Annotated in this window: 13 protein-coding genes; 10 read left to right on the top strand and 3 right to left on the bottom strand. The window is 68.5% G+C overall.

Annotated features, from left to right (window positions below):
• Positions 1–954 precede the first annotated feature (954 nt).
• The 5 genes from AAG801_RS35185 to AAG801_RS35165 all read left to right on the top strand — a co-directional run bounded on the left by AAG801_RS35185 (position 955) and on the right by AAG801_RS35165 (position 8180).
• The gene (locus tag AAG801_RS35185; protein ID WP_341892591.1) at positions 955–1518 is read left to right on the top strand and encodes a hypothetical protein; all 564 of its coding nucleotides are present in this window, start codon (positions 955–957) and stop codon (positions 1516–1518) included.
• 82 nt (positions 1519–1600) lie between these two features.
• Positions 1601–1984, top strand: a complete 384-nt coding sequence (locus tag AAG801_RS35180) for a hypothetical protein (RefSeq protein ID WP_341892590.1) — start codon at positions 1601–1603, stop codon at positions 1982–1984.
• 108 nt (positions 1985–2092) lie between these two features.
• Entirely contained in the window at positions 2093–3358 is a 1266-nt protein-coding gene (locus AAG801_RS35175; protein ID WP_341892589.1) for a TolC family protein, read from the top strand.
• Complete coding sequence (locus AAG801_RS35170; protein WP_341892588.1) at positions 3355–4992, top strand: efflux RND transporter periplasmic adaptor subunit; 1638 nt, start codon at positions 3355–3357, stop codon at positions 4990–4992. The genes AAG801_RS35175 and AAG801_RS35170 overlap by 4 nt, the downstream gene beginning before the upstream one ends.
• Complete coding sequence (locus tag AAG801_RS35165) at positions 4989–8180, top strand: efflux RND transporter permease subunit (protein ID WP_341892587.1); 3192 nt, start codon at positions 4989–4991, stop codon at positions 8178–8180. The genes AAG801_RS35170 and AAG801_RS35165 overlap by 4 nt, the downstream gene beginning before the upstream one ends.
• A gap of 91 nt (positions 8181–8271) precedes the next feature.
• Here AAG801_RS35165 and AAG801_RS35160 read toward each other — a convergent pair whose 3' ends face one another.
• Entirely contained in the window at positions 8272–8685 is a 414-nt protein-coding gene (locus tag AAG801_RS35160) for a MerR family DNA-binding protein (RefSeq protein WP_341892586.1), read from the bottom strand.
• Positions 8686–8749: 64 nt separating this feature from the next.
• Between AAG801_RS35160 and AAG801_RS35155 the strand changes: the two genes are divergently transcribed.
• The 3 genes from AAG801_RS35155 to AAG801_RS35145 are packed head-to-tail and all read left to right on the top strand — an operon-like array spanning position 8750 to position 9617.
• Positions 8750–9100: a mercuric transporter MerT family protein gene (locus AAG801_RS35155; RefSeq protein WP_341892585.1), complete on the top strand. Its 351-nt coding sequence runs from the start codon at positions 8750–8752 to the stop codon at positions 9098–9100.
• 9 nt (positions 9101–9109) lie between these two features.
• Positions 9110–9394: a mercury resistance system periplasmic binding protein MerP gene (merP, locus tag AAG801_RS35150; protein ID WP_341892584.1), complete on the top strand. Its 285-nt coding sequence runs from the start codon at positions 9110–9112 to the stop codon at positions 9392–9394.
• Between the two features lies 1 nt (position 9395).
• Positions 9396–9617, top strand: coding sequence for a GDCCVxC domain-containing (seleno)protein (locus tag AAG801_RS35145; protein WP_341892583.1), 222 nt, complete (start codon positions 9396–9398; stop codon positions 9615–9617).
• 32 nt (positions 9618–9649) lie between these two features.
• Here AAG801_RS35145 and AAG801_RS35140 read toward each other — a convergent pair whose 3' ends face one another.
• A complete protein-coding gene (locus AAG801_RS35140) occupies positions 9650–9985 on the bottom strand; it encodes a YnfA family protein (RefSeq protein WP_341892582.1) in 336 nt (111 codons plus the stop codon).
• A 372-nt stretch (positions 9986–10357) separates the two neighbouring features.
• Here AAG801_RS35140 and AAG801_RS35135 point away from each other — a divergent pair, with 372 nt between their 5' ends.
• Together AAG801_RS35135 and AAG801_RS35130 are read left to right on the top strand one after the other, a co-directional pair.
• Complete coding sequence (locus AAG801_RS35135; RefSeq protein WP_341892581.1) at positions 10358–10717, top strand: hypothetical protein; 360 nt, start codon at positions 10358–10360, stop codon at positions 10715–10717.
• 28 nt (positions 10718–10745) lie between these two features.
• Entirely contained in the window at positions 10746–11255 is a 510-nt protein-coding gene (locus tag AAG801_RS35130; RefSeq protein ID WP_341892580.1) for a helix-turn-helix domain-containing protein, read from the top strand.
• 54 nt (positions 11256–11309) lie between these two features.
• Here AAG801_RS35130 and AAG801_RS35125 read toward each other — a convergent pair.
• Positions 11310–11887, bottom strand: a 578-nt coding sequence (locus tag AAG801_RS35125; RefSeq protein WP_341892579.1) for a hypothetical protein, incomplete at its 5' end; no start/stop codon positions are given.

Raw genomic sequence — 11887 nt, 5'->3', positions numbered from 1 at the left:
CGGTTTCCAGTCGCCGCTGTCGCTGCCAGGGTTCGCGGCCGGAAGGCATGCCTTCGGCCGCACGGAGGTGCGTAAGAGTCATCGCCAGCCAGCACGCGTCGGGCGCGTGAAGGTGCCGGCCCGTCCATCGGGACGAGCCAAGCCCGGTTCAAAGAGAACCGGAGGCGATCCGAGGGCTTGACCCTCGGCGCGGTGCTCTGTGGCACCGCGTACTCAGGGCCTCGCCAGCCCGACTGGCTGCGTCCGCTCCGTGGCGGACGCGCGGGGCCGTCCACGCGGTCCGCGCCGGCTTCGCACGAGGCGAAGCGCATGCGCGGAGGACCGATGTCATGGCGTGGGTGCGAGGCTGGGGACTAGGGCGACTGCACGCTGCGTGCAGTCGTCGATGGGTTCGAGCTCGTGGCTCACGGTGATCAGGTCACCGTCTCGGCGCGAGCCGCTCGAGGCGGCAGGCGCGGTGCTTGACGTGGCGACGGCATGCGTCGCAACACTGGGGCGCGAGTTGCGCCATCTTCGACAGGGCTGGGTTCAGCGCGCGATGCGCTCGGTGGGCCAGCTACCGGCGGTGAGCGAGGTCAGTGTCCGCGGCGACCGTGCACTTGCAAACCCCAAAAGTGCCGGTATGTGTGCCTCCAATCGGCCTCAGCACCTCGTTCACTCGTGTTGACGGCGTCGATTCCTGCCTCAGGTACCGAACCGACGCGCACGTCGGCTTGTCGGTGCGGCTTGTCGCTCTCCACTGCGACGGGAGTACAGCCGAAGCGCGGCTCCGTCGCGGTCCGGGTCGCGGCCTGTGGCCTGGCCTTTCCGCCGGGTTGTGGCCCGCACTGGAGCGGTCCTGCAGTCCCACCACAGTCGCGATCGAGGTCGACCGCGGGGCTGGGGCGCGCCTGGATGGGGTTGACGCGGCCCGGTTCGGGCAAAGGCTCAGCTTCTCTGTCCGAGGAGCAGGCCATGCCCAAACACGAACTCATCCGGGGTCGCATCGTCGATCTGCGTCGCCACACCAACGTCCACCTGTACCACCGGCGCCCGCCTGGCCCGAGCGACCGCTACGAACTCTGGCTGCGCGATGACACCGGCCAGGAAGTCCAGTTCACGATCTACACGCGCACGATGCCGGCCCGCCGAGGCCATGAGGTCACGGTGATCGAGTCCGTCGGCGGCGGGCCCCCGACGGTGGTCGCCCTCATCAACTGGACGACGCTGGAGGCGGCGAACTACGTGGAGATCGATCCACCGCGGTTGCTGCGCGGGTGGGATCTCGGCGCGCTTGTCCTGCTGAGCATGGGTGCGGTCTGGGGGGTCGGAAACGCGGCGCCAGGTGTCGCCGTCGCGGTTGGAGGTGCCTGGCTGTTGGTCGCCGGTGCGGTCCGAGCGGTGTGGCGTTCGGTTGTGGCAAGGCAGGTCGACGTCACGATCACCAGGGTCGCGCACACGGCTCTGCGGGGCGACGGTCCACTCCACCCGTTGCCCAGAGACTCGGGAAAGGTTGTGGCATTCAGGCGCAGGCGATGAACAGGTGCCGTCAACGGCGTAGGCCATTGCGGTTTCAGGTATTGTCCTGACCGTGACCTTCAGCAGAAGCCTTCGAGTCCGCGTGATCGGCATGCTGTCGATGGTGGTCCTGTTCGCGCAGGTTGCCATCGCTGCGTATGCGTGCCCGGCCGCGACGAGTGGGGCTGATGCGCCGACGCAGGACATGGCGGGCATGCCGTGCGCCGAGATGATGGCTGCCGGTGTTGCGCTCGATCCCGAGCAGCCGATGCTGTGCATGCAGCATTGCCAGTTCGGTTCGACCCATCAGGTGGTCGACCACGTGGCGCCGGTCTTCGTGCCGGCGACGGCGTTTCCCTCTCTGTTCTCCGTCGAGTTCAGCGAACGGCTGGACGCCAGCCTGAGTTCCTGGGCCGAGGACGAGCGCCTGCGAAGTCGACCCCCGCCGCTCGCGCACAGCATCGCGCATTGCTGCTATCGCATTTGACCTCCTGAAGTCGCCCGCTTGATCGGTCGCGGCCCAGCCGCGGCCCGGTTCCGGACTTCAGGAGTTCCCATGAATTGCTACCTGCCCCGGAGGCGCAACGGCCTCCGCTTGGCAACGTCGATCGCGCTGTGCCTGGCCTTGGGCACCCAGGCTGCGCTGGCGCAGTCGCCGCTTTCTCTCGAACGCGCCGTGGCCGAGGCCGCGGGGCGCTCGCAGCTTGTGACCGCCGCCGATGCCCAGGCACGGGCCGCACGCGAGACGGCTTCGGCCGCAGGCCAGCTGCCCGACCCGGTGCTCAAGCTCGGCCTGAACAACCTGCCGATCGACGGCCCGGACCGATACAGCGTCACCCGCGACTTCATGACGATGCGCTCGGTCGGTGTCATGCAGGAGCTGACCCGCGCCGACAAGCGCAATGCCCGCGTGCGCCGGGCCGAGCGCGAGATCGAACTGGCCCAGGTGACCCGTCAGGCCACCATCGCAGATCTGCAGCGTGACACCGCGCTGGCCTGGCTCGAACGCTCGTACCAGGAATCCTTGCGTGACCTGCTGCAGTCGCAGATCGCGCAGGCCGAACTCCAGGTGCAGGCCGCGGAGACGCTGTACCGCAGCGGCAAGGGTTCGCAGGTGGAGGTCTTCGCTGCTCGTGGTTCGGCCGAGCAACTGCGCGATGGGCTCGCGCAGGCCGAGCGACAGGTGGCGGTGGCGATCACGCAGCTCGGTCGCTGGGTCGGTGAGTCTGCGACGCAGCCGCTGGCACCACGCGCCGCGCTAACCCTGCCTGCATGGACCGAGGGTGCACTGCCGCAGCACCTGAGCCAGCATCCGCAGATCGCGGCTGCAGCGCAACAGGCGGCGATCGCCGACAGCGAGGCCGCCGTGGCGCGCGCCGCAAAGTCGTCGGACTGGAGCGTCGAGCTGCAGTACAGCCAGCGTGGGCCGGCCTACTCGAACATGGTGTCGATCAATCTCTCGGTGCCGCTGCAATGGGACCAGAAGAACCGGCAGGACCGTGAGCTGGCAGCACGGCTGGCCGGCGTCGACGAGGCTCGTGCCCGCCGGGAGGAACTGCAGCGCGCCCACGAAGCCGAGGTGCGCTCCATGCTGCAGGAGTGGCGCAGCCACGAGGAGCGGCTGGGGCGATACGACGCCTCCCTGTTGCCGTTGGCGACTCAGCGCAGCGAAGCCGCGCTGGCGTCGTATCGCGCGGGGTCCGGTCCGTTGACCGCGGTGCTCGATGCCCGCCGCAGCGAGATCGATGTGCGCACGGAGCGCCTGCGCATCGAGCTGGACCGAGCCCGGATCTGGGCCCAACTCTATTACTTGCTGCCGTCCCACGACGGCGCCCAAGGCAAGCCGGAGGCCGCGCAATGAACACTCGACACACGCTGATCGCCATCGGCGCCGCTGCCGCGCTGGCAGCGGGCGGTTATGCGCTCTACCAGGCCGGCATGCACCGCGGCATGGGGCAGTCGGGCGGCGCTGCAACCCCCGCGACCGGCTCGGCGGAGGCCGAGGACCCGACCAGCAGCATCGCCGCGGGCGAGGCCGCGACGCGGCGCCACATCAAGCAGGGGCTGAAGGCAGGCGATATCGATCCTGCCACTGGCAAGCCGGTCCTCTACTACCACGACCCCATGGTGCCGGGGAAGCGCTTCGACGCGCCGGCGAAGTCGCCCTTCATGGACATGATGCTGGTGCCCGTCTATGGCGGCTCGGGCGGCGACGACCAGGGCACCGTTACCGTGAGCCCGCGCATCCAGCAGAACCTCGGCGTGCGCACGGCCGAGGTGGTCGAAGGCGTGCTGCAGCCCATGGTGAGCGCGGTCGGCAGCATCGCCTGGAACGAGCGCGACCAGTCGGTGGTGCAGGCCCGGGCGACGGGCTACATCGAGAAGCTGCATGTGCGCGCGACGCTCGACCGTGTGCGCGCAGGTCAGCCTTTCGCCGAGCTCTACGTGCCCGAGTGGGTCGCGGCGCAGGAGGAGTACCTCGCCGTCAGGCGCTTCGCCGCCGGCGATGCCGGGCTGATCGCCGCCGCCCGCCAGCGCCTGCTGCTCGCCGGCATGAGCGAGGCCCAGGTCGCGCGCGTCGATGCGGCGGGGGGCGTGCAGCCGCGCATCACCCTCGTCGCGCCGTCGAGCGGCGTGGTCGCGGAGCTGATCGCCCGCGAAGGCATGACGGTGGCGCCGGGGATGCTGCTCGCGCGCATCAACGGACTGGCCAGCGTCTGGGCCAACGCCGAGCTTCCCGAGAGCCAGGCCGCGCTGGTGCGCCCCGGCAGCCAGGTCGAGGCACGCAGCCCCGGCGTGCCGGGGGCAGTGTTCCGCGGCACCGTGCAGGCGCTGCTGCCCGAGGTGAACCCCGGCACGCGCACGCTGAAGGCGCGCGTGCAGTTCGCCAATCCCGACGGTCAGTTGGTGCCGGGCCTGTTCGTCACGATGCAGTTCATGGACACCCGCGCGGGGAAGGCGCTGCTGGTGCCGACCGAGGCGGTGATCCAGACGGGCCGCCGCGCGGTGGTGATGGTGGCCGAAGAGGGCGGGCGGTTTGCGCCGGTGGATGTGGAGACCGGCCTGGAAACCGGCGGCCAGACCGAGATCAAGCGCGGCCTGAAGGCGGGCCAGCGTGTCGTCGTCTCGTCGCAGTTCCTGATCGACTCGGAAGCCAGCCTGAAGGGTGTCGAGGCGCGGCTCAACAACCAGCCGGCGCCGACGGCGGCCAACACCGCCCAGCGCCACAGCGCCCAGGGCCTGATCGAGTCGCTGGACCGCGAGAGCGTCACGTTGAGCCACGGCCCGATCACCAGCGCCGGCATGGGCGCGATGACGATGGAGTTCAAGCTGCCGCCGCTGAAGCAACGGCCGCGCGGCCTGGCGGTGGGTGACCGCGTGGACTTCGAGTTCTACGTCGATCCGACCGATGGGCCGACCGTGACCACGCTGACGCTGCTGCCGCCGTCTGCGCCCGTCACGCCGGCCGCCGCCGCCCCGGGAGCATCGCGATGATTGCCGCGCTGATCCGCTGGTCCATCGTCAACCGCTTCCTGGTGCTGCTGGCCACGGTGATCGTGACCGCCTGGGGCCTGTGGGCCGTGCAGCGCACGCCGCTGGATGCGCTGCCCGACCTGTCGGACGTGCAGGTCATCATCCGCACGCCCTATCCAGGGCAGGCACCGCGCATCGTCGAGAACCAGGTGACCTATCCGCTGACGACGACGATGCTGTCGGTGCCGGGCGCCAAGGCCGTTCGCGGCTACTCGTTCTTCGGCGACAGCTTCGTCTACGTGCTGTTCGACGACGGCACCGACCTGTACTGGGCGCGCTCGCGGGTGCTGGAGTACCTGAACCAGGTGCAGTCGCGGCTGCCCGCCGCCGCGAAGCCGGCGCTGGGGCCGGACGCCACCGGCGTGGGCTGGATCTACCAGTACGCGCTGATCGACCGCAGCGGGACGATGGACGCCGGCCAGCTGCGTGCGCTGCAGGACTGGTTCCTGAAGTACGAGCTGAAGACGGTGCCGAACGTGGCCGAGGTCGCTTCGGTCGGCGGCATGGTGCGCCAGTACCAGGTGCTGCTCGACCCCGACAAGCTGGCGGCCTACAACGTGCCGCACGGCGCGGTGATCGACGCGATCCGCAACGCCAACCAGGAGGCCGGCGGGTCGGTGCTGGAGCTGGGCGAGGCCGAGTACGTGGTGCGCGCGTCGGGCCTGCTGGCGACGCTGGACGACTTCCGCAAGATTCCGTTGAGTGCCACGGATGCGGGTGTTAGCGTGCGCCTGGGTGACGTGGCGCGCATCCAGGTCGGCCCGGAGATGCGGCGCGGCATCGGTGAACTCGACGGTGAGGGCGAGGCCACCGGTGGCGTGATCGTGATGCGGTCGGGCAAGAACGCGCTGGAGACCATCGAGGCGGTGAAGGCCAAGATCGCCTCGCTGCAGGCCAGCCTGCCGAAGGGTGTGGAGATCGTGCCGACCTACGACCGCTCCAGCCTGATCGAGCGCGCCGTCGAGAACCTGAGCCACAAGCTGATCGAGGAGTTCATCGTCGTCGCGCTGGTGTGCGGGGTGTTCCTGTTCCACCTGCGCTCGGCGTTTGTGGCCATCGTCACGCTGCCGCTGGGCATCCTGGCGAGTTTCATCGTCATGCACTACCAGGGCGTCAATGCCAACGTGATGTCGCTCGGCGGTATCGCGATTGCCATCGGCGCGATGGTCGATGCGGCGGTGGTGATGATCGAAAACGCGCACAAGCACATCGAGGCCTGGCGCCACGAACATCCCGGCGAGGACCTGAAGGGCGAAGCGCAATGGCGTGTGGTCGGCGATGCGGCGGTCGAGGTCGGGCCGGCGCTGTTCTTCTCGCTGCTGATCATCACGCTGAGCTTCATCCCGGTGTTCACGCTGGAGGCGCAGGAAGGGCGCCTCTTCTCGCCGCTGGCTTACACCAAGACCTACGCAATGGCGGCCTCGGCCGGGCTGGCAGTGACGCTGGTGCCGGTGCTGATGGGCTACCTGATCCGCGGGCGCATCCCCGACGAGCGGCGCAACCCGCTGAACCGCGCGCTGATCGCGATCTACCGGCCGCTGCTCGACGGCGTGCTGGCCTGGCCGAAGGCGACGATCACGGTGGCGCTGCTGCTTCTGGCCAGCACAGCCTGGCCGATCCTGAAGATCGGCGGTGAGTTCATGCCGCCGCTGGACGAAGGTGACCTGCTCTACATGCCGACCGCACTGCCAGGGTTGTCTGCCGGCAAGGCGGCCGAACTGCTTCAACAGACCGACCGGCTGATCAAGACCTTGCCGGAAGTGCAATCGGTCTACGGCAAGGCCGGCCGCGCCGAGACGGCCACCGACCCGGCGCCGATGGAGATGTTCGAGACCACGATCCAGTTCAAGCCAAAGAACGAGTGGCGCGCGGGCATGACCAGCGACAGGCTGGTCGAGGAGCTGGACCGCATCGTCAAGGTGCCCGGCCTGTCCAACATCTGGGTTCCGCCGATCCGCAACCGCATCGACATGCTGGCCACCGGCATCAAGAGCCCGGTCGGGATCAAGGTGGCCGGCACCGACCTGGCCGAGATCGACCGCCTAGCCGGCGAAATCGAGAAGGCCGTGAAGGGCGTGCCCGGCGTCAGCAGTGCGCTGGCTGAGCGGCTGACTGGCGGGCGCTATGTCGACGTGAATATCAACAGGGACGCAGCGGCCCGCTACGGCATGAACATCGCCGACGTGCAGTCGGTAATCAGTGCTGCGGTCGGTGGTGACAACGTCGGCGAGACGGTGGAAGGCTTGCAGCGCTTTCCGATCAACGTGCGTTACCCGCGCGAGGTCCGCGACTCGCTGCAGAAGCTGCGCCAACTGCCCGTTCTCACGCCGCGCGGCGCACGCATCGTGCTGTCCGACGTAGCGGCGCTGCGCATCACCGACGGCCCGCCGATGCTGCGCAGCGAGAACGCTCGCCTAGCGGGCTTCGTCTACGTCGACATCCGTGGGCGCGACCTGAAGTCGGCAGTGCTGGACATGCAGAAGGCTGTGGCCGAACAGGTGAAGCTGACGCCCGGCTACTCGGTTTCGTGGTCGGGGCAGTTCGAGTTCCTGGAACGCGCCACCGCCAAGCTCAAGGTTGTCGTGCCCTTCACGCTGGGCATCATCTTCGTGCTGCTGTACCTGACATTCCGGCGCTTCGACGAGGCGCTGCTGATCCTCGCGACACTGCCCTTCGCGCTGATCGGTGGCTTCTGGCTGCTGTACCTGCTGGGCTACAACCTGAGCGTGGCAGGCGCCATCGGCTTCATCGCGCTGGCCGGCGTGGCCGCCGAGTTCGGCGTGATCATGCTGCTGTACCTGAAGCAGGCGTGGGAGGCGCGGCTGGCTCGCGGGCTGGGCAGTGATGCCGACCTCATGGATGCGATCCGCGAAGGTGCGGTGCTGCGCGTGCGGCCGAAGGCGATGACGGTCGCCGTCATCATCGCCGGGCTGGTGCCCATCATGTTCGGCGGCGGCACTGGCTCCGAGGTGATGCAGCGCATCGCCGCACCGATGGTCGGTGGCATGGTGACGGCGCCGCTGCTGTCGATGTTCGTCGTTCCCGCCATCTACCGCCTGATGCGCAGGCGGCCGCAGGCTCGTGTCGGGGAAGCCGGTGGTGTACTCGGTACCGACCCGATGCCGGTTCAGGCGCCGAACGCGGCATGAGGGCGCACGGCCGACGGCTGGGAGCTTCGGCGCTGGTGGTCGGCTCGATCAGCCGACCGGCTCGGCGCTGAATGCCTCGATGCGCCTCAGGTCAAGCGCTAGACGCTTCAGGCGTCAGGAGTGAAGCAATCAGCGGACAGGTCACCTTGCGCCGTGCCGTCGAGCACCGGGTCACCAGGTCCGTGAGCGCGGCTTCGAGAACTCGCAGAGCCTGCAGCCGATCCCGCACCTCGGCGAGCTTGTGCTCGCCGATCTCGCGCGCTGCAGCGCAGTTCCGGCCATCGTCCAGCGACAGCAAGGCCTGCACGTCCTCCAGCGTGAAGCCCAGTGACTGCGCGCGCTTGATGAAGCGCAGGCGTGTCAGTGCTGCGGCTGGGTAGCGGCCGATGCCGCCGTTCGGGCGGCTCGGTGCGGCGAGCAGCGCGCGCCGCTGGTAGTAGCGGACCGTCTCGACGTTGACTCCTGCCGCTGCGGCCAGCTGGCCGATCGTCATCTGTTCCATCATGGGCTTGACTCCGTACTCAGGTACGTACCTAGACTAACGCGATTCCAAGCCCATGGGACCCTTCGTGTCACGACCCTGGACCACTTCCGGCTCGATGCTCGGCGGCTTTGCCGCCGCGATCGGCGCATCGGCCTGCTGCGCCGGTCCGCTGCTGCTGGTGGTGCTCGGTATTGGCGGCGCCTGGGGTTCGCGCCTGGTCGCCCTCGAGGTCTACCAGCCCTGGTTCATCGGCGCGGCGCTGGTCTTCTTCGGCTACGCGTTCTTCGAGCTGTACCGCTCGCCCGAGGCCTGCGCGCCCGGCGAGGCCTGTGCCATCCCTGCGGTGCGTCGGCGCCAACGGGTCATTCTCTGGACCGTCGCGGTCCTGGCAGCCGTGCTGATGTCGTTCCCGCTGTACGCGCCACTCTTCTACTGAGGTGATCCCATGAAGTCGATTTCGCTCCTGATCGCCGGTCTGCTCATGTCGCTGTGTGCCATGGCCGCGGATACCCGCACCGTCACGCTGGACGTGACGAAGATGGACTGCGCTGTCTGCCCGATCACCGTGCGAAAGGCCCTGGAGAAGGTGCCAGGCGTGGGTAGCGCCAAGGTCGACTTCAAAACCAAGCGCGCGGTGGTCGCGTTCGATCCGGCGAAGACATCGACCGAAGCCCTGACCCGGGCGACGGGCGACGCCGGGTTCCCGTCGTCGGTGCAGCAGGTTCACTGACGTGAGTGGCCTCGTTTTGCTGTCGGTCCTCACGTGTCCGCAATGCGGGCACGCGAAGGAGGAAACCATGCCGACGGACGCATGCCAGTGGTTTTACGAGTGTGAGCGCTGCAAGACGGTGCTGCGTCCGAGGGCGGGCGACTGCTGCGTGTTCTGCTCCTACGGAACGCACAAGTGCCCGCCGATCCAGACCGGCGCTTCGACTTGCTGTACGCCCAGGTGAACATGCCCTGAGCTCAACGTCCTTGGCGCTCGCTATCGCATCAGCCGGGGCCCGACCATGATGATGGCCATGCCCAGCAGGCTCACGCCAACGCCGATCCAGTCGGTCAGTGTCGGCTGCACCTTGTCGACGGCCCAGAGCCACACGATCGCCACGCCGATGTAGACACCGCCGTAGGCCGCATAGACGCGGCCTGCAGCGGTCGGGTGCAGCGAGAGCAGCCAGGCGAACAGGGCCAGGCTGAACGCCGCGGGAAGCAGCAGCCAGGCGGAGCGGTCCTGCTTCAGCCAGAGGTAGGGCAGGTAGCAGCCGACGATCTCGGCCAGGGCCGTGCCGACGAAGAGGGCGAAGGTCTTGAGCAGGTCCATCGGGGAATTGTGGCGGCGCGAGCGTTCAGCGAGAAATCGCTTGCCCCTCAAGCTACTTGAGGTCCTACCTTTGCGTGGTGGGCGTCGTGCCCACTTTCCTGGAACGGACCATGAGACCCTGGAAAGCTGTGCTTGGCATCGGAGCGGCATGTGCCGCCTGTTGCGCCATTCCTCTTGCCGGTGGCATCGTTGCAATGGCGGCCGGATCGACGACCTTGCTGGCGGCAGGTTCGGCATTGCTGGTCGCCACGGACGAGTACATCCCGGCGGCGGCCGCCGCAGTGACGCTGGGGCTTGCGGGGCTCGCGTCGTGGTGGTGGCGCCGTCGGCTCGCCCGACGGGCCACTTCGTGCGGGACCAGTGGAGACGGCCATGCCCGCGGCTGAGGCGAAGCCGATCGCCTGTACGTTGGACCCGCAGGCCATGGGGTCGCGGCTCGCGTGGATCCGCGGAGTGACCGAGCGAAGTCTGCTGGCGCATCGACACGAGGGGCGCGAGCTTCGACTGGTCTACCGGCCCGATGCGGCGGACGAACTCAGGCGGATCGTGAATCTGGAGCGGGACTGTTGTGCGTTCCTGGACTTCGCACTGGAAGCGACCGCGACCGAGATGGTCCTGACCATCACGTCACCGGCCGATACCGAGCCCGATGCGCAGCGGTTGTTCGCGCAGTTCCTGCCCGCAGCGCGCCCCGCTGCGCCCGCCTGTGGCTGCAAGGGCGGGTGCGGCTGACCTACGATGGCGGCAGAGGACCCACCGCATGAATCCATCGCCTTCCCTGTCCATTGGTGCCGTCGCGCGCCAGACCGGTCTCACCGTGCCCACCGTTCGCTACTACGAAGAGGTGGGGCTGCTGCCCGCCGCCCCGAGGACCGAGAGTGGTCAGCGGCACTACGGCGAGGCCGCGGTGCGGCGCCTGGTCTTCATCCGCCGGTGCCGTGACTTCGGCTTCTCGCTGGACCAGGTGCGCGAACTGGTGGGGCTGGCGGACCAGCCTGACCGGCCATGCGTCGAGGTGCGCGACATCGCCTCCGTGCATCTGACCGAAGTGCGCAGGAAGCTGCTTGAACTGCAGGAACTCGAGCGCAGTCTGGCGGGGTTCGTCTCGAGCTGCGACACCGCCTGCGCGGGTGGGGCTGCCTTCGATTGCACGATCCTCGAGGACCTCGCGTTGCCCGTCGACTACGCCAGAGTTCTTCAACGGGGGGGCTGTTGCGCGGCGCAGTTGGCGGGTCCGCCTCGCGCGCGCCGAAGTGGTACGAAAGCTTGAACGGGCGCCAGGGGTAGTCGGAGGGGCGAACCTCGAGCGATCCCCACGCAAATCTCAGCGCCGGGATCCAGGCAGCGACACGCCGTCGAGGCCGCCGCGTGAACCGCGGTGCACGATCGGGCAGTTCAGGACCACGTTGGTCGTCTGAAGACGCACCGCGCCCGACTCGGCGGCGGCGAGAACCTGCTCCTCGGAGGCCAGCTGACGGGGCGTCTGCCCCACCGCCCACGTGACCGTGATCATCCGCCACAGCGGGCTGTACGCGCGGTCGCGGTTCGACGGTCCCATCGGCAGCGGCGCCGACGCGAAGACACTGCCCTGCTCGAAGTTGGTGACGGCATAGACCTTGTCCACCGACGAGGGCTGGCCGGGCGTGACTGGATCGCGGGGAAGGGCATCAGCCAGACGCGGTGCGAAGTTGGCGCGGTGCTTTGCCGCCACTTCCGCGTCGGACACGTCGGTGGTGACGTAGAAAACGACCTCACCGTCGAACCAGCCTCTTTGCAGCGGCATCTGCACCACTTGCGCCGTGATCGGTGCAGGTTGCTGCAGCTGCGGCGTCGCGCAACCGGCGAGCGCCGCCATCGCCATGCTCATGAGCGCGACGGCATGCCGCGCCGGAGCCAGGACCT

It is taken from the genome of Variovorax sp. YR752 (assembly GCF_943372545.1).
Note: the sequence above shows the minus strand (reverse complement) of the source record. Positions and strands in the feature narration are given on the sequence as shown.

Bases quoted from the DNA above. Each gene is read 5' to 3' on its own strand.
- AAG801_RS35170 (WP_341892588.1), top strand. From the start codon at position 3,355: ATGAACACTCGACACACGCTGATCGCCATCGGCGCCGCTGCCGCGCTG.
- AAG801_RS35165 (WP_341892587.1), top strand. From the start codon at position 4,989: ATGATTGCCGCGCTGATCCGCTGGTCCATCGTCAACCGCTTCCTGGTG.
- AAG801_RS35185 (WP_341892591.1), top strand. From the start codon at position 955: ATGCCCAAACACGAACTCATCCGGGGTCGCATCGTCGATCTGCGTCGC.
- merP (WP_341892584.1), top strand. From the start codon at position 9,110: ATGAAGTCGATTTCGCTCCTGATCGCCGGTCTGCTCATGTCGCTGTGT.
- AAG801_RS35130 (WP_341892580.1), top strand. From the start codon at position 10,746: ATGAATCCATCGCCTTCCCTGTCCATTGGTGCCGTCGCGCGCCAGACC.
- AAG801_RS35160 (WP_341892586.1), bottom strand. From the start codon at position 8,685: ATGATGGAACAGATGACGATCGGCCAGCTGGCCGCAGCGGCAGGAGTC.
- AAG801_RS35135 (WP_341892581.1), top strand. From the start codon at position 10,358: ATGCCCGCGGCTGAGGCGAAGCCGATCGCCTGTACGTTGGACCCGCAG.
- AAG801_RS35140 (WP_341892582.1), bottom strand. From the start codon at position 9,985: ATGGACCTGCTCAAGACCTTCGCCCTCTTCGTCGGCACGGCCCTGGCC.